The 23,213-nt window shown below is 72.1% G+C and carries 19 protein-coding genes; 11 read left to right on the top strand and 8 right to left on the bottom strand.

Annotation, left to right across the window (positions count from 1 at the left end; all coding sequences use genetic code 11):
* The first annotated feature begins 9 nt into the window (after positions 1 to 9).
* The 3 genes from cydB (at position 10) to ACRAS8_RS17645 (ending at position 6,507) form a co-directional block, all read left to right on the top strand.
* Positions 10 to 1,011 carry a cytochrome d ubiquinol oxidase subunit II gene (cydB, locus tag ACRAS8_RS17655; protein ID WP_438486995.1) on the top strand — a complete coding sequence of 334 codons (1,002 nt, stop codon included), beginning with the start codon at positions 10 to 12 and terminating at the stop codon, positions 1,009 to 1,011.
* A 49-nt stretch (positions 1,012 to 1,060) separates the two neighbouring features.
* Positions 1,061 to 4,675 carry a thiol reductant ABC exporter subunit CydD gene (cydD, locus tag ACRAS8_RS17650; protein WP_438486994.1) on the top strand — a complete coding sequence of 1,205 codons (3,615 nt, stop codon included), beginning with the start codon at positions 1,061 to 1,063 and terminating at the stop codon, positions 4,673 to 4,675.
* A 161-nt stretch (positions 4,676 to 4,836) separates the two neighbouring features.
* Positions 4,837 to 6,507, top strand: coding sequence for a sensor histidine kinase (locus ACRAS8_RS17645; protein WP_438490517.1), 1,671 nt, complete (start codon positions 4,837 to 4,839; stop codon positions 6,505 to 6,507).
* 21 nt (positions 6,508 to 6,528) lie between these two features.
* On the opposite strand, the gene ACRAS8_RS17640 is transcribed toward ACRAS8_RS17645, so the two are convergent.
* Positions 6,529 to 7,194 (bottom strand): class I SAM-dependent methyltransferase, encoded by a 666-nt coding sequence (locus ACRAS8_RS17640; protein WP_438486993.1) that lies wholly within the window; start codon positions 7,192 to 7,194, stop codon positions 6,529 to 6,531.
* A gap of 105 nt (positions 7,195 to 7,299) precedes the next feature.
* Positions 7,300 to 8,256 carry an HAD hydrolase family protein gene (locus tag ACRAS8_RS17635; RefSeq protein ID WP_438486992.1) on the bottom strand — a complete coding sequence of 319 codons (957 nt, stop codon included), beginning with the start codon at positions 8,254 to 8,256 and terminating at the stop codon, positions 7,300 to 7,302.
* A 113-nt stretch (positions 8,257 to 8,369) separates the two neighbouring features.
* Here ACRAS8_RS17635 and ACRAS8_RS17630 point away from each other — a divergent pair, with 113 nt between their 5' ends.
* The 3 genes from ACRAS8_RS17630 to pspAB all read left to right on the top strand — a co-directional run bounded on the left by ACRAS8_RS17630 (position 8,370) and on the right by pspAB (position 11,021).
* Positions 8,370 to 9,266 (top strand): LLM class flavin-dependent oxidoreductase, encoded by an 897-nt coding sequence (locus ACRAS8_RS17630; RefSeq protein WP_438486991.1) that lies wholly within the window; start codon positions 8,370 to 8,372, stop codon positions 9,264 to 9,266.
* Positions 9,267 to 9,456: 190 nt separating this feature from the next.
* Positions 9,457 to 10,356: a zinc metalloprotease HtpX gene (gene htpX, locus ACRAS8_RS17625; protein ID WP_438486990.1), complete on the top strand. Its 900-nt coding sequence runs from the start codon at positions 9,457 to 9,459 to the stop codon at positions 10,354 to 10,356.
* A gap of 101 nt (positions 10,357 to 10,457) precedes the next feature.
* Positions 10,458 to 11,021 (top strand): PspA-associated protein PspAB, encoded by a 564-nt coding sequence (gene pspAB, locus ACRAS8_RS17620; protein WP_438486989.1) that lies wholly within the window; start codon positions 10,458 to 10,460, stop codon positions 11,019 to 11,021.
* 34 nt (positions 11,022 to 11,055) lie between these two features.
* On the opposite strand, the gene ACRAS8_RS17615 is transcribed toward pspAB, so the two are convergent.
* Together ACRAS8_RS17615 and ACRAS8_RS17610 are read right to left on the bottom strand one after the other, a co-directional pair.
* Entirely contained in the window at positions 11,056 to 11,598 is a 543-nt protein-coding gene (locus ACRAS8_RS17615) for an RNA 2'-phosphotransferase (RefSeq protein ID WP_438486988.1), read from the bottom strand.
* A 128-nt stretch (positions 11,599 to 11,726) separates the two neighbouring features.
* Complete coding sequence (locus tag ACRAS8_RS17610; protein WP_438486987.1) at positions 11,727 to 12,341, bottom strand: PadR family transcriptional regulator; 615 nt, start codon at positions 12,339 to 12,341, stop codon at positions 11,727 to 11,729.
* 189 nt (positions 12,342 to 12,530) lie between these two features.
* Here ACRAS8_RS17610 and ACRAS8_RS17605 point away from each other — a divergent pair, with 189 nt between their 5' ends.
* Together ACRAS8_RS17605 and ACRAS8_RS17600 are read left to right on the top strand one after the other, a co-directional pair.
* The gene (locus ACRAS8_RS17605; protein ID WP_438486986.1) at positions 12,531 to 13,121 is read left to right on the top strand and encodes a hypothetical protein; all 591 of its coding nucleotides are present in this window, start codon (positions 12,531 to 12,533) and stop codon (positions 13,119 to 13,121) included.
* Positions 13,118 to 14,467 carry a carotenoid oxygenase family protein gene (locus tag ACRAS8_RS17600; RefSeq protein WP_438486985.1) on the top strand — a complete coding sequence of 450 codons (1,350 nt, stop codon included), beginning with the start codon at positions 13,118 to 13,120 and terminating at the stop codon, positions 14,465 to 14,467. The genes ACRAS8_RS17605 and ACRAS8_RS17600 overlap by 4 nt, the downstream gene beginning before the upstream one ends.
* Positions 14,468 to 14,600: 133 nt before the next feature.
* Here the strand turns inward: ACRAS8_RS17600 and ACRAS8_RS17595 are convergent, their stop codons facing one another.
* From ACRAS8_RS17595 to ACRAS8_RS17580, 4 genes are all read right to left on the bottom strand, one after another.
* A complete protein-coding gene (locus tag ACRAS8_RS17595) occupies positions 14,601 to 15,713 on the bottom strand; it encodes a MerR family transcriptional regulator (RefSeq protein ID WP_438486984.1) in 1,113 nt (370 codons plus the stop codon).
* 572 nt (positions 15,714 to 16,285) lie between these two features.
* Positions 16,286 to 17,203 (bottom strand): metal-dependent hydrolase, encoded by a 918-nt coding sequence (locus tag ACRAS8_RS17590; protein ID WP_438486983.1) that lies wholly within the window; start codon positions 17,201 to 17,203, stop codon positions 16,286 to 16,288.
* 108 nt (positions 17,204 to 17,311) lie between these two features.
* Positions 17,312 to 19,132, bottom strand: a complete 1,821-nt coding sequence (locus ACRAS8_RS17585; RefSeq protein WP_438486982.1) for an SDR family oxidoreductase — start codon at positions 19,130 to 19,132, stop codon at positions 17,312 to 17,314.
* The gene (locus ACRAS8_RS17580) at positions 19,129 to 19,995 is read right to left on the bottom strand and encodes a M24 family metallopeptidase (protein ID WP_438486981.1); all 867 of its coding nucleotides are present in this window, start codon (positions 19,993 to 19,995) and stop codon (positions 19,129 to 19,131) included. Before ACRAS8_RS17580 ends, ACRAS8_RS17585 begins: the two co-directional genes overlap by 4 nt.
* A 218-nt stretch (positions 19,996 to 20,213) precedes the next feature.
* Between ACRAS8_RS17580 and ACRAS8_RS17575 the strand changes: the two genes are divergently transcribed.
* From ACRAS8_RS17575 to ACRAS8_RS17565, 3 genes are all read left to right on the top strand, one after another.
* Positions 20,214 to 21,302 (top strand): ABC transporter ATP-binding protein, encoded by a 1,089-nt coding sequence (locus ACRAS8_RS17575; RefSeq protein ID WP_438486980.1) that lies wholly within the window; start codon positions 20,214 to 20,216, stop codon positions 21,300 to 21,302.
* On the top strand, positions 21,299 to 22,192 hold the full coding sequence (locus ACRAS8_RS17570; protein ID WP_438486979.1) for an ABC transporter permease: 894 nt from the start codon (positions 21,299 to 21,301) through the stop codon (positions 22,190 to 22,192). The genes ACRAS8_RS17575 and ACRAS8_RS17570 overlap by 4 nt, the downstream gene beginning before the upstream one ends.
* Positions 22,193 to 22,280: 88 nt before the next feature.
* Positions 22,281 to 23,192 carry an ABC transporter ATP-binding protein gene (locus tag ACRAS8_RS17565; protein ID WP_438486978.1) on the top strand — a complete coding sequence of 304 codons (912 nt, stop codon included), beginning with the start codon at positions 22,281 to 22,283 and terminating at the stop codon, positions 23,190 to 23,192.
* The last annotated feature ends 21 nt before the right edge of the window (positions 23,193 to 23,213 follow it).

Here is a 23,213-nt window from a genome sequence, read left to right as displayed (position 1 = left end):
GAGGCGACCATGCAACTCCATGACGTCTGGTTCGTCATCATCGCCTTCCTGTGGACCGGGTACTTCTTCCTGGAAGGCTTCGACTTCGGGATCGGCGTGCTCACCAAGCTGCTCGCCCGGGACCGGAGCGAGAAGCGGGTGCTGATCAACACCATCGGGCCGGTCTGGGACGGCAACGAGGTCTGGCTGCTCAGCGCGGGCGGCGCGACCTTCGCCGCCTTCCCGGAGTGGTACGCCACCCTCTTCTCCGGCTTCTATCTGCCGCTGCTGCTGATCCTGGTCTGCCTGATCGTCCGCGGTGTCGCGTTCGAGTACCGCGTGAAGCGGCCCGAGGAGCGCTGGCAGCGCAACTGGGAGCACGCGATCTTCTGGACCTCGCTGCTGCCCGCGGTGCTGTGGGGCGTGGCCTTCGGCAACATCGTCCGCGGTGTGCGGATCGACGCGCACAAGGAGTACGTCGGCGGCCTGCTCGACCTGTTGAACCCGTACGCGATCCTCGGCGGTCTGGTCACGCTGACGCTGTTCACCTTCCATGGCGCGGTGTTCGCGTCGCTGAAGACCGTCGGCGACATCCGGGAGCGGGCGCGTCGGACGGCGGGCGTCCTCGGGCTGATCACCGCCGTGCTCGCCGTCGGGTTCCTGGGCTGGACCCAGGCCGGCAAGGGGGACGGCACCAGCCTGGTCGCCATGATCGTCGCGGTGCTGGCGCTGGTCGCCGCGCTCGGGGCCAACCAACTCGGGCGGGAGGGCTGGGCCTTCGCCTTCTCCGGGATCACCATCGTGGCGGCGGTCGCCATGCTGTTCCTGACGCTCTTCCCGAACGTCATGCCGTCCACGCTGAACGAGAGCTGGAGCCTCACGGTCAGCAACGCCTCGTCCAGCCCCTACACCCTGAAGATCATGACGTGGTGCGCCGGGATCGCCGCGCCGATCGTGATGCTCTACCAAGGGTGGACCTATTGGGTGTTCCGCAAGCGGATTGGCACCCAGCACCTCGCCGAAGCCCACTAGCCGAGACCCGTCCCGCCAGGGCGGGGCTCGGGAGAACGGAAGGTTTCACGTGAAACCCGTCGACCCGCGCCTGCTCCGATACGCCCGTGCCACCCGCGGATTCCTCGTCGCGGTGGTGGTGCTCGGGCTTGCCGGAGCGGGCCTGGTCGTCGGTCAGGCCATGCTGATCGCGGAGATCGTGGTCGGTGCCTTCCAACACGGCCGCACCCTCGCGGCGTTGGCCACCCCGGTGGCGCTGCTCGCCGCGGTCTCGGTCGGCCGGGGGCTGGTTTCCTGGCTCACCGAACTGGCCGCCCACCGTGCCGGTGCGGCGGTCAAGTCCGAACTGCGGATGCGGCTGATCGAACGGGCGGCGGCGCTGGGGCCCGGGGCGGAGATCCGCCGCGCGGAGGGCGCCGGGGACGCCGGCACCCTGGAGCTGCGGACCGGGGAGCTGACGACCCTGGCCACCCGTGGCATCGACGCGCTGGACGACTACTTCGCCCGCTATCTGCCGCAGTTGGGGCTGGCGGTCGTGGTGCCGGTCGCGGTGCTGGCGCGGATCGTCACCGGGGACTGGATCTCCGCGCTGACGATCGTCATCACCCTGCCCCTCGTCCCGCTGTTCATGGTCCTCATCGGCTGGGCCACCCAGTCGCGGATGGACCGCCAGTGGCGGCTGCTCGCCCGGCTGTCCGGGCACTTCCTCGATGTCGTCGAGGGGCTGCCGACGCTGAAGGTCTTCGGCCGGGCCAAGGCCCAGGCCGCGTCCATCCGCGCGATCACCAGCGAGTACCGCCGGGCCACCCTGCGCACCCTGCGGATCGCCTTCCTCTCCTCCTTCGCGCTCGAACTGCTCGCCACCCTCTCCGTGGCGCTGGTCGCGGTCGGCATCGGCATGCGCCTGGTGAACGGCGAACTCGACCTCTATACCGGCCTGATGGTGCTGGTGCTGGCCCCCGAGGCGTATCTGCCGCTGCGGCAGGTGGGGGCGCAATACCACGCCGCGGCCGAGGGGCTCTCGGCGGCGGAGGAGATCTTCGCCGTCCTGGAGACCCGGCCGCGGGCGTCCGGCACCGCGCCCGCGCCGGACGGCACAGGGCTGACCGTCGACGGCCTGGTCGTCCGCCACCCCGGGCGCACCGCCGACTCGCTGCCGGCCACCTCGTTCGAGGTTCGGCCCGGCGAGACCGTCGCGCTGGTCGGCCCGTCCGGCGCCGGCAAGTCCACCCTGCTGAGCGTGGTGCTCGGCTTCACCGCACCGTCCGAGGGGCGGGTCCTCGTCGACGGGCGGGACCTCGCCGACCTCTCGCCCGAGAGCTGGCGGAGCCGGATCGCCTGGGTGCCGCAGCATCCGCATCTGTTCGCCGGGTCCATCGCCGAGAACGTCCGGCTGGTGCGGCCGGACGCCGATGACGCGGCGGTCCGTGCCGCGCTGCGCGAGGCCGGGGCGCTGGACTTCGTCGACGCGCTGCCGGAGGGCGCGGCCACCCGGCTCGGGGAGTCCGGCGCCGGGCTCTCCGCCGGCCAGCGGCAACGCATCGCGCTGGCCCGCGCGTTCCTCGCCGACCGGCCGATCGTGCTGCTGGACGAGCCCACCGCCAATCTGGACGGGGAGACCGAGCAGGCCCTGGTCGAGGCCGTGGGCCGGCTCGCGGCCGGGCGCACGGTCCTGCTGGTCGTCCACCGTCCGGCGCTGCTGGCGGTGGCCGACCGGACGGTGCGGCTGGCCGGTCCTGAGGCCGGTGCCGCGGCCGGTGAACCGGCGGACGGGGCGGCCGCGGTGCCGACGGGTGCGATGGCCGGGCGGGTCTCCCCTGCCGAGCCGGGCCGGGCGGCGGACGCCGGGCCGGTGCCGGGCGGCGCGGACGTTGCGGGCCCCGGGCCGTACTCCGCGCTGGGGCGGCTGCGCGGGCTGGCCCGGGCCCGGCGGGCGCGCCTGGGGCTCGCGCTGCTGCTCGGCAGCCTCGCGCTGGGCAGCGCGGTGGGGCTGATGGCGACCTCCGGCTGGCTGATCTCGCGGGCCTCGCAGGAGCCGCCGGTGCTGTACCTGATGGTGGCGGTGACCGCGACCCGGGCGTTCGGCATCGGGCGCGCGGTGTTCCGCTACGCCGAGCGGCTGGTGGCGCACGACGCGGTCTTCCGGATGCTCGCCGACGTCCGGGTGGCCGTCTTCCGGCGGCTGGAGCGGCTGGCCCCGGCCGGGCTCAAGGAGCGCCGCCGCGGCGATCTGCTGTCGCGGCTGGTGGCGGATGTCGACGCGGTGCAGGACTACTTCCTGCGCTGGCTGCTGCCCGTCGGGGCGGCGCTGCTGATCGGCGCGGGCACCGTCGCGTTCACCGGCTGGCTGCTTCCGGAGGCCGGGGCGATCCTCGCGGTGGGGCTGCTGCTCGCCGGGGCCGGGGTGCCGGCGCTGTCGGCCGCGGCGGCGTGGCGCGCGGAGCGCCGGCTTGCGCCGGCCCGCGGGGTGCTGGCCACCCGTGTCGTCGATCTCCTCACCGGCACCGCCGAGTTGACGGTCGCCGGGGCCCTCGGTGCCCGGACCGAGGCGGTGCGCCGCGCGGACCGGGACCTGACCCGGATCGCCTCCCGTTCGGCCGCCGCGGCCGGTGCCGGGGCCGGCCTCTCGGCGCTGCTGTGCGGGCTGACCGTGGCGGCGGCCGCGGTGGTGGGCATCCAGGCGGTGCACGCCGGCCGACTGCCGGGCGTGGAGCTGGCCGTCGTCGTGCTCACCCCGCTTGCCGCGTTCGAGGCGGTGGCCGGGCTGCCACTGGCCGCGCAGTACCGGCGGCGCACCCGGCACGCCGCCGAGCGGGTCTTCGAGGTGCTGGACGCGCCGGCGCCGGTCCGCGAACCGGATGCCCCCGCGGATCCGCCGGACGGACCGTTCCCGCTGGTGGTAAGCGAGTTGACCGCGCGTCACCCGGGGCAGGACCGGCCGGCGCTGGACGGCGTCGGCTTCACCCTGGCACCGGGGCGCCGGCTCGCCGTCGTCGGACCGTCGGGGTCCGGCAAGACCACGCTCGCGCAGGTGCTGCTGCGCTTCCTGGACCGGGAGTCGGGGGCGTACACGCTGGCCGGGACGGACGCCCGGGACCTGGCCGGCGACGCGGTGCGGCGGCTGGTCGGGCTGTGCGCGCAGGACGCGCACCTCTTCGACAGCTCGCTGCGGGAGAACCTCCGGCTCGCCCGGCGGGACCGTGGCGGCCCGGGGCGCGCCGACGACCGCGACCTCTGGGACGCGCTCGGCCGGGCGCGGCTGGCGGAGTGGGTGCGCGGGCTGCCGGACGGCTTGGACACCATGATCGGCGAGCATGGCGCCCGGCTCTCCGGCGGCCAGCGGCAGCGGCTGGCCCTGGCCCGTGCGCTGCTCGCGGACTTCCCGGTGCTGGTGCTGGACGAGCCCGCCGAACACCTCGACCTGGCCACCGCGGACGCGCTGACCGCCGATCTGCTGGCTGCCACCGAGGGCCGGACCACGGTGCTGATCACCCACCGGCTCGCCGGTCTGGACGCGGTCGACGAGGTGCTGGTCCTGGATCACGGCCGGGTGGTGCAGCGCGGTGGTCACGCGGAGCTGGCCGCGGCCGACGGTCCGTTCCGGCGGATGCTGGAGCGCGAACGGGAGGTGGACGCCGCCGGCCTGCGGACGGCCCCACCCGTCGGGATCGGGAGCGCGGCGTAGAGGGCTGGGGCGTGTCCGATGGGTCAGGGCCGGGGGCTCGGCGCCGGATAACCGAACTTTTCCCGGAAATGGACCCTTATTAGGCTCGGGGCATGGCAGCCACGGCAGGACCGTACCCCGACCCCGCGGACACCGGGAGCGCCGGCGGACGCCCGGACCCCATGGACGCCGCCACCGAGGCCACCCGCAGCCTCCAGGGGCTGTCGTCCGAGCTGACCGCCCGGGTGCCGCAGCTGCTGGAGGCGATGCGTACCGTCGGCGCGGGGCTGGACCTGCACATCACGCTGGACCGGATCGTGGAGACCGCCGCCGAACTCGCCGACGCGCGCTATGCGGCGATCGGGATCATCGACGACACCCGGGAAGGGCTGTCGGACTTCGTGACCTACGGCGTGACCGGGGCGCAGCACGAGCGCATCGGCGCGCTGCCCGACGGACACAAGGGCCTGCTCGGCGCCCTGATCCACGATCCGAAGCCGGTGCGGCTGGCCGACCTCACCAAGGACCCCCGCTCGGCCGGGTTCCCGCCGGGGCATCCGCCGATGCGGTCGTTCCTGGGCGTGCCGATCCGCGTCCAGGGCGAGATCTTCGGCAACCTCTATCTGACCGAGAAGCGCGGCGGTGAGTTCAGCCAGGAGGACCTGCACATGGTGCGGGTGCTGGCCACCGAGGCCGGGATCGCGATCGGCAACGCCCGGCTGTACGCGGCGACCCGGCAGCGCGAGCGCTGGATCGACGGGTCGGTGGCGGTGACCACCGAACTCCTCGCCGGCAGCGACGTCGACGACGCGCTTGCGGTGGTCGCGGAACAGGCCAGGAAGCTCGCGGACTCGGCGGCCGGCATCGTGCTGCTGCCGGACGAGGAGGGCGGGCTGGAGATCGTCGCGGTGTCGGCCGACGACCCGACCGGAATCCTGGGGACCCAGATCCCGCCCGACAGCCCGGTCGCCGAGCAACTCCTCGCCGGCGACCCGGTGTTCGTCCACGACTCGGCTAGTGATCCGCGGATGGTCACCCATCTCGCGTCGCGTTACGGGCCGAGCATGATGCTGCCGCTCAAGAGCGGTGGCCGGGTGCTCGGCACGCTCGCCACGCCGCGGGCGCGCGGCGGCCGTCCGTTCAGCGCCGCCGAGCGGACCCTGGCCACCCAGTTCGCCGCGCAGGCCGCGCTGGCGCTGGTACTGGCCGACGCGCAGCGCGACCGGGAGCGGCTGGCGGTCTACGAGGACCGCGACCGGATCGCCCGTGACCTGCACGACCTGGTGATCCAGCGGCTGTTCGCGACGGGGATGGTGCTGGAGAGCGCACAGCGCAAGACCGTGGTGCCGGAGCTGGCCCGGCGGGTCGGCAAAGCCATCGACGAACTCGACGTCACCATCCAGGAGATCCGGACCGCGATCTTCGCGCTCCAGCAGAGCCCGGCCGAGGCGCCTTCGGGGCTCCGGACCCGGGTGCTGCGGGAGATCGGCACCGCCGCCGTGCCGCTGGGCTTCCAGCCGTCGGCGCGGTTCGTCGGTCAGGTCGACTCCCGGGTCGGGGAGCTGGCCGGCAAGAACCTGATCGCCGCGCTGCGCGAGGCGCTGTCGAACGCCTTCCGGCACGCCGAGGCGTCCCGGATCGAGATCGTGGTGGACGCGACGGTCACCTTGCCGGACGGCACCCCGGGCGTCCGGCTGACCGTCGCCGACGACGGGGTGGGCATAGCCCGGGGCGGCCGCCGCAGCGGGCTGAAGAACCTCGCCAAGCGCGCGGAGTCGCTGGGTGGCTCCAGCACCTACGGCCCGGGGCTGGGCGGCGAGGGGACGATGGTGACGTGGGAGGCGCCGCTGTGAGGGGAGTGGGCGGGCGCGTCCCTACGCCGCCGCTCCTTCGGGTTTCCGCGCCAGCACCGTGGCGATCGACCTGTGTGTCTCTTCGGCGGGCTCCTGTGCCAGGCGGGCGGTGACGACGAGGCCGGCCCGGCCCAGCAGCGCGGCGATCCGTTCCGCCGGGATCAGGTGGGACTCGTAGGACACCGGATGGCCGCCGTAGGCCCGCGCAGGACGCAGCCGCACGTTGTCGCCCACGTGGCCGGCCACCATCAGCCGGCCGCCGGGCGCGAGAGTGCGATGGAACTCGGCGAAGACGCGGGGCAGCGCCTCCGGGGGCGTGTGGTGGGTGGAGTAGTAGGCCAGGATGCCGCCGAGCACGTTGGCCCGGACGCCCGGCGCGGTCATGGAGCCGACGACGAAGTCGAGGCGCGGGTAGGTGTGTTGGGCCAGCTCGATCATTCTCGGGGAGAGGTCGAGGCCGAATGCGGGCACTCCCAGGTCGGCCAGATGCGCGGTGACCTTGCCGGGCCCGCATCCCAGATCCGCGACCGGCCCGCGGTCGGCTGCCTGCACATCGTCGGCGAAGGCCGCCAGCATCGCCCGGGACATGGGGTCCAACTCCGTGGGCCTCTTGACCCGTTCCGCATAGGAGGCCGCGACGGTGTTGTACGACTCCCGGACCGCGGAAAGGTAGGACGGCTCGCTCATCCCCGCGACCCTAGAGGAGTGTGGGGCCACATGTTTCACGTGAAACGGCGTCTCTCGTCCGGGAGTTGACGTGTTTCACGTGAAACATGCGGTCCTACCGCGGCGTCAACGCTCCTGAAGAATCCGTTCGATCACGACCGCCACACCGTCGTCGTTGTTGGATTCCGTACGGTGCCTGGTGGCCGCCAGCACGTCGGGGTGGGCATTGGCCATGGCGTATGCGGTGCCGGCCCAGCTGAGCATCTCGATGTCGTTCGGCATGTCGCCGAAGGCGACGACCTCCTCCGGGGAGATTCCGCGCTCCGCGCAGCAGCGGGCGAGGGTGCCGGCCTTGCTGACGCCCAGGCCGCTGATCTCCAGGAGGGCGGTGGGGCTGGACCGGGTGAAGGACGCGAGGTGGCCGGCGGTGGCCCGGGCCAGCGTGAGGAAGGCGTCGGGGTCGAGATCGGGGTGGTGCGCGAGCAGCTTGAGCACGGGCTGGTCGGGGGCGGGGGCGTCGCTGCCGGTGAGGGTGGCGCCCGCGGCGTCCGGGACGGCCGGGGTGAAGCCGGCCGCGTACGGGCCGTCGGTGTCGCTGTCCGCCTGCTCCGGGGCCACTTGAGGGGCGAAGTCCTCGGCGAGCAGCTTCTCGGCCGGCGCGATCACCGCGGCCGGGTCGAGGAGGAAGGGCGGATACTGCGGCTCGTAGTGGATACCGCCGGTGCGCTCGACGGCGAAGCTGGTGCCGGGGGCCGCGCCGCGCAGGGCATGGACGACGTCGAGCGCCACCGCGTGGTCGAGCGGGCTGACCTCGACGATGCGATTGCCCCGGTGCAGATCGACGACGGCCGCGCCGTTCGCGCAGATCGCCAGGCCGTGGCCGTGCACATGATCGCTGACCACGCCCATCCAGCGGGCCGGGCGGCCGGTGACGAAGAACACCTCGATGCCCGCGTCCTCCGCGGCGGCAAGCGCGGCGATCGTCCGGTCGGAGACCGTCTTGTCGTCGTGCAGCAGCGTGCCGTCGAGGTCGGTGGCGATCAGCCGGGTGGGCCGGGGTGGCGTGGCGGGGGCATCAGTCACGGGGCCATCTTCGCGTATCGGCACGTACAGGCGTGCGGTGGGTGGCACAGATGAGCTCGGCCGGGGAGATAGGCCCCGCGGGCTTTCTCCGCAGTGCCCGTACGCTCGGGGACATGCGACTGAGCACTGTGATCCTGCCCGTCCGCCGCTGGTCCGAAGGCGGTAAGGAGGTGTGGCGACGCGCCGAGGAGCTGGGCTTCCACGCCGCGTACACCTATGACCACCTCTCGTGGCGGAGCTTCCGCGACCAGGCGTGGTTCGGCGCTCTCCCGACGCTGACCGCGGCCGCCGCCGCGACCTCCCGGATACGCCTGGGCACCCTCGTCACCTCGCCGAACTTCCGGCATCCGGTCACCCTCGCCAAGGAACTGATCTCGCTCGACGACATCAGCGACGGCCGCGTCACGCTGGGCATCGGCGCCGGCGGCAACGGTTTCGACGCCACCGCGCTGGGTCAGGAGCCCTGGTCGCCGCGCGAACGGGCCGACCGCTTCGCCGAGTTCACCGCGCTGCTCGACCGGTTGCTGACCGAGGACGTCGTCTCCAGCGAAGGCACCCACTACTCCGCGGACGAGGTGCGCAACATCCCCGGCTGTGTGCAGCGGCCGCGACTGCCGTTCGCGGTGGCGGCCACCGGCCCGCGCGGGCTGAAGCTGGCCGCCCGCTACGGCCAGGCGTGGGTGACGACCGGCGACCCCAAGGTGTCGAACGCGGGCGGGACGCCGGCCGAGTCGTGGCAGGCCGTCCGCCGGCAGACCGAGGGGCTGGCGAAGGCATGCGCCGACCAGGGCCGGGACTTCGACGAGCTCCAGAAGATCATGCTGACCGGATTCACCCCGGACCGGCCGCTGGACTCGCTGGACGCCTTTGTCGACTTCGCCGGCCGCCATGCCGAGCTGGGCATCGAGGAGCTGGTCATCCACTGGCCGATCGCGGACTCGGTCTTCGCGGCTGACCCGGCGGTCTTCGAGCGGATCGCCACCGAGGGGCTGGCGCAGCTCGACGCATAGCGGTACAACCACCACGTCAGGCCGTACGCCCGGTTTGCCCTGGTATTCCGGCCGGGGCTTTACCCGGTATATAGCCGGCAAGGGGGAGAATTGGGACAGCGGCGCAGTGTGCAGGCCCGGCGCGTCGGTGGAGACCGGCGCGCGGCGGGGCCATAGCACTGCGCGAGAAGCGGTGCGTTGTGGAGGAGCCATGGCACAGACCCGATTCGCCCCCGACCGCGGGCTGACCTCGCGCATGGTCATGACGATGTTCTTCATCGGGCTGCTGTACGTCGTGGTCGTCGGTGCGCTGGTGGTGCTGCTCAAGGGCGCCTGGGTGGTGGTGCTGCTGCTCTCGGGCGCGATGTTCGTCGCACAGTTCTGGTTCAGCGACCGGATCGCGGCCTTCAGCATGGGCGCGCACGAGGTCACACCGGAGCAGGCACCCGAGCTGCACGGCGCCGTGGACCGGCTCTGCGCCCTGGCCGACATGCCCAAGCCGAGGGTCGCGATCGCCGAGTCGGATGTGCCGAACGCCTTCGCCACCGGCCGCAACCAGCAGAACTCCATGGTCTGCGCCACGACCGGGCTGCTCAGGCGGCTGGAGCCGGAGGAGCTGGAGGGCGTGCTGGCCCATGAGCTCTCGCATGTCGCCCACCGCGATGTCGCGGTGATGACCATCGCCTCGTTCCTCGGGGTCCTGGCCGGCATCATCACCCGCGCCGCCCTGTGGAGCGGCGTCGGACGCAACAACCGCGATCAGAACGCCGCCATCGCCGTCCTGATCGTCACCGCCGTCAGCGTCGTCGTCTACGCGATCAGTTTCCTGCTCACCAGGCTGCTCTCCCGCTACCGCGAGCTGTCCGCGGACCGGGCCGCCGCCCTGCTGACCGGGCGTCCCTCGGCGCTGGCCTCCGCGCTGACCAAGGTCACCGGCCAGATCGCGCGGATCCCGACCGAGGACCTCCGCAAGGCCCAGCCCTTCAACGCGTTCTACTTCGCGCCGGCGTTCAACAAGGAGAGCTTCAACCAACTGCTGTCCTCGCACCCCACGCTGGAGCAGCGGCTCGATCAGCTGGGGCGGATAGCGGCCCAGCTGGGGCGGCCCTGAAAGGCGGCCTCAGGCGGCACGGCAGTGACCGAGGCACGGCATGTTTCCCGTGAAACATGCCACCGCTTCATCGGAGCAAGGGATCAAGGAGCAAGCCGCGTATGGGACTTCTGGACGCCATCCTCGGCCGCAGCAAGCCGGTGCGGCCCGACCTGGACCAGCTCTTCGCGCTGCCGTCCGCCGCGGTCACCCTGCAGGCCGCGGCCGGCTTCACCCCCACCGGGCTGGGGTCGGTGTGCTTCGCGAGCGTCGAGGGCGGTGCGTTCGCACGGATCCAGGAGGAGGCGCGTGCGCTCCTGGACGGCTCGGTGGAGTTCACCCAGGACGCGTACGGCTATACGTGGCTGCTGGTGCGGCACACCCCCGAGGACGTGGTGGGCCTGGTCAACGACCTGCACGCGGTCAACACCTCCCTGGAGGAGGCGGGTTTCGGCCCGCAGCTGCTGTGCTCGCTGCTCGGGTTCCGCGATGAGCGAGAGCGGTCGCTGGCGCTCGTCTATCTCTACAAGCGCGGCACGTTCTACCCCTTCGCACCGCGGACCGGCGATGCCGAGAAGCGCGACAACCCGCTCGAACTCCAGGTGCGGGCGATGCTCGGGGACGATCTGACGATCGAGAAGGATCTTTCCCGGTGGTTCCCGGTCTGGGGAGCACCCGGCCTCTGACCTGCTGTTCTCTGCCCGGGCGGGATGGGGAGGGTCAGCCGGGGAAGCGGAGGAACTCCGGCGGTACCTGTGCGGTCAGCCAGACGCCGTTGGCGCTGAGGTGGAAGACATGGCCCGCCCGGTGCATCGCCCCCGCGTTCACCGTCAGCACCACCGGTTTGCCGCGGCGCGCGCCCACCCGGGTCGCGGTCTCGCGGTCCGGTGAGAGATGCACGGCATGCCGGGACATCGGCCGCAGCCCCTCCTCCCGTATGGCGGCAATGCTCCGGGCCACCGTGCCGTGGAAGAGGAAAGCGGGAGGCGCGGCCGGCACCAGCCCGAGTTCGACGCGTACGGAGTGGCCCTGGTTGGCGCGGATGCGGTCGTCTTCCAGGGTGTAGCGCTGCTTGTCGTTGTCGGCGACCACGGCCTCCAACTCCGCCCGGGAGAACGGAAATCCGTGCCGCGCGGCGGCGTCGATCAGCTCGGTCACCGGCACCCACCCCTGAGCGTCCAGGACGAGGCCGATCCGTTCCGGTGCGTGGCGCAGGTGCTTCGCCAGGTACTTCGAAATGCGCACGGAGCGCCGGTGGTTCATGCCTTCAGGATGCCGCGGCGTGGTGGCCGCGGCACCTGAAAATCCGGCGGACGCCCGGCGAGGCCGGGGCCGTGAGCCACCGCGGAGGAGGCGCGTCCGCCACCGGGTGATGCGGGGCACGGCGGAGGTCACTCGCTGTCGGGCTGCTCCGTGGCCGGCTGTTCGTCCTGCTCGGGCTCTTTCGCGCCGTGCCGTGCGCGCGCCAGTTCACTGGCTCTCCGGGCCTTGGCGCTGGTGACCTCGTCCGCGGCCCAGCGGGCCCAGTCCTCCATCGCCGCGGACAGTCGCAGACCGTATTCCAGCGCGATCCGCCCGTAGACGGAGATCATCTCCTCGTCCCACTCCGCGTGCTGGTCGATCTGTTCGTACTGGCCGTGGGCACGCGCGGCGCCCTCGGCCAGCGTGAGGAGATACGACTGCGCTTCCAGGGGCGTGAGGATGCCGAGGAAGAACACCCGCAGCAGGCCGTCGTGGCGCGGCGGGCCGGAGGGCGCGACCTCGGTGAGCCAGTGGCGCAGCTCGGCCAGGCCGTCGTCGGTGATCGCGTATTCCTTGCGGCCGCGCGGGCCGTGGGCGGAGACCTCGACCAGACCGGCCTTGGTGAGTTTGTTGAGCTCGCCGTAGACCTGGCTCTGGGTCGCCGGCCAGACGCTCGTGAGCGAGGCGTTGAACAGCTTCATCAGGTCGTAGCCGCTCGCCGGGGATTCGGAGAGCAGGCCCAGTACGGCATGTCTCAGGCTCATGACCCGCACACTACCTTCCACAACTGACATGTCAACGCTGGACTTTCCAACTTCGACATGTCATTGTTGGAATATCGCTGGGGCGGGAGCGCCGGAGACCGGGCGTCATGCCGCGGTCGTGGGCGTCGGACCAGCGCATCGGAGAGCAGTCGTCCGTCACGACCGGGCGCGAGCGAATGAGGGGGAGACATGAAGTATCTGCGGGGTTTCATTCCATGGCTGGTCTTCGCGGGGGTGTCCACGGCCGGCTGGCAGTGGGGTGCGCTCGCCGGGCTGGCGGCCTCGATGGTGCTGCTGATAACGGACCGCGCGGCAGGGCTCGCGCTGGACGTCCGACTGCTGGAGTACGGCACCATCGTCTACTTCACCGGACTGGCCGTCCTGGCCTTCGCCCGCCCCGACAGCGGCCTCCAGGAGTACTGCAGCGCCCTGTCGATGGGATGGCTGGCGCTCATCGCCTGGGTCTCGATCGCCGTGGGGCGGCCGTTCACCATGGCGATCGCCCGGCGGATGGCCCCGCCCGAGGTCTGGCACACCCAGCTGTTCCGGCGGATCAATGTCGTGATCACCGCGGCCTGGGCTCTGTCCTTCACGCTGTCCGCGATGGCGCAGGCCGTCATCAGCGCCTATGACCTCAGCTTCGGCTACTCGATCCTCGTCCAGGTCGCCGGATTCGTTCTGCCCATCCGGTTCACCGCCACATATCCGGAACGAGCCCTCGCCCGCTTCCTGCAGCAGGCCGGCGCCGGGCTCGACATCCAGGGAGGTATGGCCGCATGACCACCACCCCGACCAGCGCGGCAGCCGCGTCCTCGGCTCAGCCGCCCCACCTGGCCGGCAACTTCGCCCCGGTCACCGACGAACTGACCGCCCACGACCTGCCGGTCACCGGCACCATCCCGCCGGAGCTCTCCGGCTGGTATCTCCGCAACGGCCCCAACCCCCACGCCGCCGCCAGTGCGCACTGGTTCTTCGGCGACGGCATGGTCCACGGCGTGCGCCTTGCGGGCGGCCGGGCCGTCTCCTACCGCAATCGCTGGGTCCGCACCTCAACCTTCACCGACGGCATCCGCATCGGGGACGGGACGGGCTGCCGCGATCTGACCGCCGGCGTCGCCAACACTCATGTCGTCCGGCACGCGGGCCGCACGCTGGCGCTGGTCGAGTCGTCCTTCCCCTATGAGATCGACTGCCGGCCAGGCCATGAGCTGGAGACCCTCGGGCCCCATGACTTCGGGGGCCGGCTCACCACAGCCATGACGGCTCACCCCAAAATCTGTCCCACCACCGGAGAGCTGCACTTCTTCGGCTACGGCCACTCCGAGCCGCCCTACCTGACCTATCACCGGGCCGACGCGGCGGGGGAGTTGGTGGTCAGCCGCCCCATCGACGTCCCCGCGGCAACGATGATGCACGACTTCCATCTGACGGCCCGCCATGTCATCTTCATGGACCTTCCCATGGTCCTCGACCGCAGTCGTCCCGGCATGCCGTACCGCTGGGATCCGGAGTACGGGGCCCGGCTCGGGGTGCTGCGGCGCGACGATCCCCATGGCGAGGTCCGCTGGCTGGCCATCGACCCCTGCTATGTCTTCCACTCGCTGAACGCCCATGACGACGGCGACCAGCGGATCGTCCTCCATGTGTCGCGCTACGCGACCCTGGCCGGGCAGGCTGCGCCCTGCCTGTGGCGCTGGACCATCGACCTCGCCTCCGGCACCGTGCGGGAGGAGCAGATCGACGACCAGATGGGCGAGTTCCCGCGCATAGACGACCGGCTTGCGGGACTGCCCGCCCGCTTCGGCCATGTCACGGCCGCCGAGGCACCGGGCACCGGACCGATACCCGGCGCCCTGCTCCGCTACGACCTGCGGACCGGCGCGGTGGCCCGCTATGACTTCGGCCCCGGGCGTACCCCGGGCGAGGCGGCGTTCGCCCCCGCCGACGACCGTCCGGGCGGGCCGGGCTGGCTGATCACCTACGTCCACGACGCGGCCACCGACACCAGCGATCTCGTGATCCTCGACGCGGAGGACATCACCGCCGGCCCGGTCGCCACGGTGTCCCTGCCGCGGCGGGTGCCGTACGGGTTCCATGGCAACTGGCTCCCGGATCCGGTGGTGTGACGCAACCCGGAGGGGTGGCCGGACGGGAGGGGCGTCCGGCTCGATCTTTGACAACTGGAGAGGGAAGCAAGCGGGATGAGCCCGGGAAGGCCGGGCCACGGGGAGCCGCCTGGAGGAGGTCCGGGGTGCGGGATCAGCGTCCGGAGACATCTTCCTCGCCGGACCGGGGGCCATGGTGCGCCGCCGTCAGGGCGTCCATGGCGCGAGCTTGCACCTCGCGCTGTGCGGCGGCGGCGATGAAAGCGGCCGTGCCCTCCGGGCCCACCAGGTCGCGGACGGCCCGCACGGTCTCGACGGGCAGCGGCACGGCCTCCGAGCCGGTCGCGGGACGGGGGTCCGCGACGGGCCCGGGGACCGCTGCCCTCTCGGGGCAGCGCTCCGGTTCCGAGGCGCCCCGGCGTCGGGTGGCGGCCCCCGGCGCCGGGGCTGCCGCCGGCACGGGACCGGTCCGCGGCCCGGCTTCCGCACCGCCGTCAGGCTGCGGGTGGCCGGGCGCCAGTGCCTCGGTGAGGTGGTGACGGATGTACCGGGAGGCCAGCGTCCGCATGGCGCGGGCGAGTTCGGCGTCGATGGTCTGCTGGGCCAGCGGACGGAGACGGCGGACCAGGGCCGTGGCCTCGGCCGTCTCGGCCTCGGTGGGCGGATGATCCAGGAACGGCTGGAAGACGTGCTCGGTGGTGAAGTCCAGAAAACGGGAGGCGATGTGCTCGACCTGGCCGCGCACCTCTCGCAGATGCCCGGAGATCGCCGTCAGTGGGACACCCGCCGCGTGCAGTTCGGCGGCGACCGCGAGCTCCTGCGGACTGGGAACCAGGAACGCGTCGTCCCGGCCGGGAACGCGTTCCAGGACGCCGAGCTCGACGGCCTCGGCCACCGCCTGGTCGTCGGGGTTGCCGCCGAAGGCGGCGTCCAGGTCGGCACGGGTGATGCGCGTCGGCTTCTCGTCGGTCCACGGCCCGTCGATCTCGGCGACCAGGCCCAGGACGCCGCCCAGGTCACGCCCGGCGTCCCAGGCTTCGAGGAGTTCCTTGATGCTGGCGAGGGTGTACCCGCGGTCGAGCAGATCGGCGATCTGGCGCAGCCTGGCCAGGTGGGCCTCGCCGTACACGTTGGCGCGGCCGCGACGCTCCGGGCGGGGCAGCAGTCCGCGGTCCTGGTAGGCGCGGATGGTGCGGACCGTGGCGCCACTGAGGTGGGCCAGGTCCTCGATGCGGTACTCGGCCGTCGGTGGCTGCTCGGTCGTCACTGCGGTGCTCCTTACGGGACGGCCGCCTCGTCGCGGAGGCCGTGGTGCCGGTCAGCCATCGCGGGTGGCTGCCTACAAGGCGGTTGCCCACGGGGCCGTGGCGAGGGCGGGCGCGCCACGGACCGTGGCCGGACGCCGTTCGCCCCCCGGCATGGGCCGGGTGCTGCGGTGCCACGATACGGCTGCCTCGCGCGGCACCGGGGCGGGTGGCCGCCTCACCGGGCGGTAGGCGGGGCGGGTCTCGTGCGGGCCGGGTTCGGGCAAAGCAACCGGCTCACCACTTCGGGCCGGCGACCCGGCTCAGCGCTTTGGGCAGCAATCCGGCGCACGGCTTACGGCAGCCATCGGTCCGTTCATGGCACGGGCGGTCCGGCTCATGGGGCCTGGCAGGTGCCCTCTCATGGCGTCGGGCAGGGGCCGGCCCACGGCGTCGGGCCGAGGCCGGCCACCGGCACCGGAGGGGGCCGGTTCAAGGCGTCGGACCGAGGGCAGCCCAAGGCGTCGGAGGGGGTCGGCCACGGCGTTGACGGCCTTGGGCACGCACCGGCGCGTGGCCCTGCCCTCGCCCGTCGTCACTGGAGTGCGGCGCGTCCCACCGCCCCGGCCGCGGCCCGGGCGGCCGGGGAGGACGCGAGGTAGGTGAGGGCGGCGCGGAGTGAGCCCTCCTGGGAGGGGTGGTAGGAGCGCCGGACGTAGCGGGGGATGGCCGAGCCGAGTTCCCGCCAGGTGGGCAGCAGGCCCCTGCGGGCCGCGCGGTTGTGCGCGCGGAGCGAGTAGCGGGAGGGGGCGGCCAGTTGGGGGTCGTGGCGCAGGAGATAACCGGCACCCCAGGACCAGAGGTAGAGCAGAACGGGGGCGGTCACGGCCATGGCCAGGACCCGGCGGGCATAGCGGGCGGGCTCCTCGCCACCGGTGTGCTGGTACATGTCGAAGGCGACCGAGCGGTGTTCGACCTCCTCTGCGCCGTGCCAGCGGAGCAGATCGAGCATCACCGGGTCGGGGTCGGCGTGGTCCAGGCCCTCGGCGCCCAGGACCCAGTTGCCGAGGACGGCGGTGAACTGCTCGATGGCGGCGATCAGGGCGAGCCGGAAGCGCAGCCACTCCCGCTCGGGGACCGGGGTGCGGAAGGGCGGCCGCTCCCCCAGGAGGTGTTCGAAGAGGAAGTCCACGTGCCGGGTGTAGGGGGTGGTGTCGAGGCCCTGGTGGGCCAGATGGTCCAGGACGTAGGAGTGCTGGACGCTGTGGGTGGCTTCCTGGCCCATGAAACCCTTGACGTCCTTGAGGAGTTGCTCGTCCCGGACCAGCGGGAGGGCCTCCTTGAAGACCTTGACGAACCACCGCTCGCCGGCGGGGAGCAGCAGGTGCAGCACATTGATCACATGGGTGGCGGTGGGCTCGTCGGGTAGCCAGTGCAGCGGGGTCTCGCGCCAGTCGAAGGCGACCCGGCGGGGCGCGATGGGGTGGTGCTCCTGGGGGCGTGCGGTGCTCATCGGCGGCTCCTGACGTGCGTGGTTCTCCTGATCCGGGTGGGGTGGGCGGCCGGGCGTCGGACCCGGCCGCTCACCGGGTGCGGGTTGCGGGGCGAGGGCGCGGCCCGGTCACACGGGCGGTGTGAGGCGGGCGAGGGCCCGCAGCGTCCGAGGGGCGAGGCGGGAGAGCAGATGGGCGCCGCGCGCCTCGGGGGTGACCGGGACGACCGCCTGGTTGCGGACCACCGCGCGCAGGATGGCGTCGGCGACCTTTTCCGGCGGGTAGTTGCGCATCCCGTACATCCGCGCGGCCTTGGCCTGGCGGCGTTTCTCCTCTTCCGCGGAGACGCCGGTGAAGCGGGCGGTGCCGGTGATGCCGGTGTTGACGAGGCCGGGGCAGATGGCGGTGACGCCGATGCCCTGCCCGGCCAGCTCCGCGCGCAGACACTCGCTGAGCATGAGGACGGCCGCCTTGGAGGTGCTGTAGGCGGGCAGGATCCGGGACGGCTGGTAGGCGGCGGCCGAGGCGGTGTTGACGATGTGGCCGCCCTGGCCGCGGTCGGCCATCCGGCTGCCGAAGATCCGGCAGCCGTGGATGACACCCCACAGGTTGACGTCCAGGACCTTCTTCCAGTCCTCGGAGGTGGTGTCCATGAAGGCGCCGGACAGGCCGATGCCGGCGTTGTTGACCAGCACGTCCACGGTGCCGTACGCGGCATCGACCTTGTCGGCCAGCTTCTCCATGGCCGCCTCGTCGGAGACGTCGACGGCCTCGCCCCAGGCCGCCGGTGCGCCGATCAGCCGGGCCATGTCGGCGGTGCGGGCCGCGCCCTCCGCGTCCCGGTCGACGGCGATGATCCGCGCGCCGGCCTCCGCGAACGCGAACGCGGTCGCCCGGCCGATCCCGCTGGCCGCACCGGTCACCAGCACCAGCTGACCGCCGAAGCGGTCGGCATACGGGCCGGAGGCCACCATGTCCTTCGCCGGGTCGCCCTCCTCCTTGGCGGTGACGAACTCGCCGATCCAGGAAACGAGTTGGTCGGGGCGGGTGCGCGGCACCCAGTGCTTGGCCGGGAGCGTGCGGCGTACGAGTTGGGGCGCCCAGCGGTCGAGGTCGTCGTAGAGCCGCTGGGAGAGGAAGGCGTCACCGGTGGGGATGATGAGCTGGACCGGGCAGTGGGCGTAGGCGTCGGCGCGGGGGCGGCGCAGCCGGGCGCGGACGTTGTCGCGGTAGAGCCAGGCGCCGTGGGCCGCGTCGGTGGGCAGCGAGGCGGTGGGGTAGTCGCCGCCGGGCACCTTCTCCACGCGCCGGAGGATTCCCGGCCACCGCTTGCCGAGCGGACCCTTCCAGGCCAGTTCCGGCAGGGCGGGGGTGTGCAGCAGGTAGACGTACCAGGACTTGGCGCCCTGGCTGAGCAACTGGGCGGCGCGGCCGGGGGTGGGGCGCGCCAGCCGGTTCTTGATCCAGTGTCCGAAGTGGTCGAGGGACGGGCCGGAGAGGGAGGTGAAGGAGGCGATCCGGCCCTCCGTGCGCTGCACTGTGGCGAACTCCCATGCCTGGACGGAGCCCCAGTCGTGGCCCACGAGGTGGACCGGCCGGTCGGGGCTGACCGCGTCCGCGACGGCCAGGAAGTCGTCGGTCAGCTTCTCCAGGGTGAAGCCGCCGCGCAGCGGCCGTGGCGCGGTGGAGCGGCCGCAGCCCCGGACGTCGTAGAGCACCACGTGAAAGCGTTCGGCCAGGCCGCGGGCGACCTCGGACCAGACCTCCTTGCTGTCCGGGTAGCCGTGCACCAGCACCACCGTCGGGCGCTGCGGATCACCGAGTTCGGCGACGCACAGTTCGATCCCGCCGGTGCGCACCCAGCGCTCCCGGGCCTCCGGGAGCGAGGTCGCCGCCGGCCGCCCGGCGTCCGGTCCCTGTCGCCCGTTCCGTCCACGTCCGGTCCTCACGCGGCCTTCTCCTCCTGCCAGCGCCGCACATGCGGCAGATCGTCGTCGAGCCAAAAAGCGCTTTCCTGCGGGTCGTTGGAGTCCGTGACGACCAGGATCTCCTCGAACTTCGCCCCCGTGCCCCGGAAGCCGAGGTGGGGTTCGACCGCCCACAGCCCGGGCTGCGGCGGGTGATCGGAGAAGCGGTACGGACTCCACAGCGGGGACCAGCCCTCCCGGTGGCCGTGCAGCGCGTCCGAGGCGAGGCCCTTGAGGGACTGGGTACCGAAACCGAAGACGGTGGGGGACCAGCGGCGCTGCCGCACCCGGTCGACCTTGTGCGCGATGACGCCGAAGGGATAGGCGCGGTGGCGGTTGGCGTGTCCCTGCCGGACCATCAGCCGCTCGACGTCCTCGTAGATCTCGCGCAGCGGACGGCGCTCGCGCACCTCGCGCAGGATCAGCTCGCGGTGGGCTTCGAGGTCGGCGAGGAGCCGGTCGTGCACGGGGTTGAGGCCCAGGCAGCCGGAGTAGCCGATGTCGGCGGTGCAGCCGTTGTGGACCGGGGCCATGTCGAGGATGAACGGCATGCCTGGTTCCAGCGCGCGGTTGGTGGGAAAGAACTGCAGCGGCACGCGGAAGCCGGCGAAGGCGGTGCGGTCGCCGAACCACGCGAACGGCAGGTGGAACCAGTCCCGTACACCGCGCTCGCGCAGCCACTCGCGCTGCATCCGCGCCGCCGCTCGCTCGGTGACCCCGGGCCTGAGCTGGGCGGCCACCGCTTCCGCGCAGGCGTACGCGAGCCGCTGGACCTCCCGGAATCCCTTGAGGTGGGCGGTGAGTTCTCCCGGTGCTGCCAAGGTCGCTGAGGTGACTGAGGCCATCGCCAACCGTCCGTCCGTGAGCGGTCCATCGCGGTACGTGCCCGTAACTTGCCACTGATGAATGTGACAATGGTCGGCGGCTGCGTCAAGGGGTGTGCGAGGGACGGGGCCCACGGATGAGGCGGCCGTGCCTCCCCTGACGCTGAAGCAGGAGAACCCCTAAGGGCATGTCGTACCGGAGGGCTACACGAAGACCACCGCTGGGGTTGACGCCGGATGTGGCGGCCGCCACTACCGTCGAATACGTGACTGTGATCGTGACCGAAAGCCTGACCAAGCGGTACCCGAGGGTGACCGCCCTGGACCGGCTCTCCGTTGACATCGCCCCCGGCGTGACGGGCCTGGTGGGTGCCAACGGCGCCGGAAAGTCGACCCTGATCAAGATCCTTCTCGGCCTGGCCCCGGCCACCGAGGGGACCGCCCGCGTCCTCGGACTGGACGTGACCAAGGACGGCAGCGCCATCCGCGAGCGCGTGGGCTACATGCCCGAGCACGACTGCCTGCCGCCGGACGTCTCCGCCACCGAGTTCGTGGTGCACATGGCCCGGATGTCCGGACTGCCGCCGACCGCCGCCCGGGAGCGCACCGCCGACACCCTGCGTCACGTCGGGCTCTACGAGGAGCGGTACCGCCCCATCGGCGGCTACTCCACGGGCATGAAGCAGCGGGTGAAGCTGGCCCAGGCGCTGGTGCACGACCCGCAGCTGGTGTTCCTGGACGAGCCCACCAACGGCCTCGACCCGGTCGGCCGGGACGAGATGCTCGGCCTGATCCGGCGCGTGCACACCGACTTCGGGATCTCGGTCCTGGTCACCTCGCACCTCCTGGGCGAGCTGGAGCGCACCTGCGACCACGTCGTCGTGATCGACGGCGGCAAGCTGCTGCGCTCCTCCTCCACCACGGAGTTCACCAAGGTCACCACCTCGCTGGCGGTGGAGGTCACGGACACCGACGCCCACCCGGACGGCACCGGCGCGCTGCGCGCCGCCCTGGCCGCGGCCGGCGCCGCGGTGACCGCCGGCGCGCCCGGCGCCGAGGGGCTCGCCTCCTCCGGCCACGTCCTCTTCGTCGAGGCGTCCGGGGACGAGACATACGACCTGGTCCGCGACACCGTCGCCGGGCTGGGGCTCGGCCTGGTGCGGATGGAGCAGCGGCGCCACCAGATAGCCGAGGTCTTCCGCGACACGGACGCGCAGGCGGCGGCCGGTACACCGGCACCGCCCGGCAGCGCGTCGGCGGAGCGGGACGCGACGGCGGGACAGGACACCGGTCGCCCCACCACCGTGGGCGGAGGGAACGCGGAATGAGTACGGAAACGACGCCGGGTGGCGCCTACATCCACAACATCGGCTACCGCCACTACGACGGCCCCCGGCTGGGCCGTGCCTACGCCCGGCGGTCGCTGTTCTCGCAGAGCCTGCGCGGCGCGTACGGCCTGGGGCGGTCGGCGAAGAGCAAGGTGCTGCCGATGCTGCTCTTCGGGGTGATGTGCCTGCCCGCGGGGATCATGGTCGCGGTCACGATGTTCACCAAGGCCGGCGCTCTCCCGGTCGGTTACAGCCGCTACCCCATCTACCTCCAGGCCGTCATCGGCCTGTATCTGGCGGCCCAGGCGCCGCAGTCGGTCTCCCGCGACCTGCGGTTCAAGACCACCCCGCTGTATTTCTCCCGGCCGATCGAGCGGGCCGACTACGTCATGGCGAAGTTCGCCGCGATGGCGAGCGCGCTCTTCATCCTGACCGCCGCCCCCCTGGTGGTCCTCTACGTCGGGGCGCTGCTGGGGAAGCTGGACTTCCTCGACCAGACCAAGGGGTTCGGGCAGGGGCTGGTCTGCGCCGCGCTGCTCTCGCTGCTGTTCGCCGGGATAGGACTGCTCGTCTCGGCGCTCACCCCGCGCCGCGGCTTCGGGGTCGCCGCCGTGATCGCCGTACTGACCATTCCGTACGGCGCGGTCAGCGCCATCCAGGGCATCGCCACCCTCCAGGGCAACGGCTCCGCCGTCGGCTGGCTGGGCCTGTTCTCGCCCATCACCCTCATCGACGGGGTGCAGTCCACGTTCCTGGGCGGCACCAGTTCCTTCCCCGACGGGCTGACGCCGTCGACCGGCGCAGGAATCGTCTACCTCCTCGTCTCCCTGCTCGTCATCGCCGGCTCCTACGGCCTGCTGATGCGCCGCTACCGGAAGGCCGGACTGTGACCGCCCACCCGTCGCCCGACCGTCCCCAAGCTCTCAACTCCGTTCGAGCAGGGGAGACCCCATCCCCCTCAATGAATGAGCTGCGCCCATGAGTACTCTTCGCATCGACCATGTCTCGCGCTGGTTCGGCAATGTCGTCGCCGTCAACGACATCACCATGACCATCGCCCCCGGCGTCACCGGCCTGCTCGGACCCAACGGCGCCGGAAAGTCCACCCTCATCAACATGATGGGCGGCTTCCTCGCCCCCTCCAACGGCACCGTCACCCTCGACGGCACCACGGTCTGGCGCAACGCGGCGAGCTACCGCCACATCGGCCTCGTCCCCGAGCGCGAGGCGATGTACGACTTCCTCACCGGCCGTGAATTCGTCCTCGCCAACGCCGAGTTGCACGGCCTCGGCCGGGCCGCGGCGGCCCGGGCGCTGGCCACGGTCGAGATGGAGCACGCCCAGGACCGCAAGATCTCCACCTACAGCAAGGGCATGCGGCAGCGGGTGAAGATGGCCTCCGCGCTGGTTCACGAGCCCTCGGTGCTGCTGCTCGACGAGCCGTTCAACGGCATGGACCCACGGCAGCGGATGCAGTTGATGGAGCTGCTGCGGCGGATGGGAGACGAGGGCCGTACGGTCCTGTTCTCCTCGCACATCCTCGAAGAGGTCGAGCAACTGGCCTCGCACATCGAGGTGGTGGTGGCCGGCCGGCATGCCGCCTCCGGCGACTTCCGCAAGATCCGCCGGCTGATGACCGACCGCCCGCACCGCTACCTCGTCCGGTCCGACGACGACCGGGCACTGGCCGGGGCGCTGATAGCCGACCCCTCGACGGCCGGTATCGAGGTGGACGTCGTCGAGGGCGCCCTGCGCATCCAGGCCGTCGACTTCGGCCGGTTCACCGAACTCCTGCCGCGGGTCGCCCGCGACCACGGCATCCGCCTGCTGACGGTCTCGCCCTCCGACGAGTCGCTGGAATCCGTCTTCTCGTACCTCGTAGCGGCCTGAGGCCAGAAAGGAGCCCTGAGG

This window comes from Streptomyces sp. S186 (assembly GCF_051603415.1).
GTDB lineage: Bacteria > Actinomycetota > Actinomycetes > Streptomycetales > Streptomycetaceae > Streptomyces.
The sequence above is the reverse complement of the archived record's forward strand: the minus strand, read 5'-3'. Positions and strand labels throughout refer to the sequence as shown.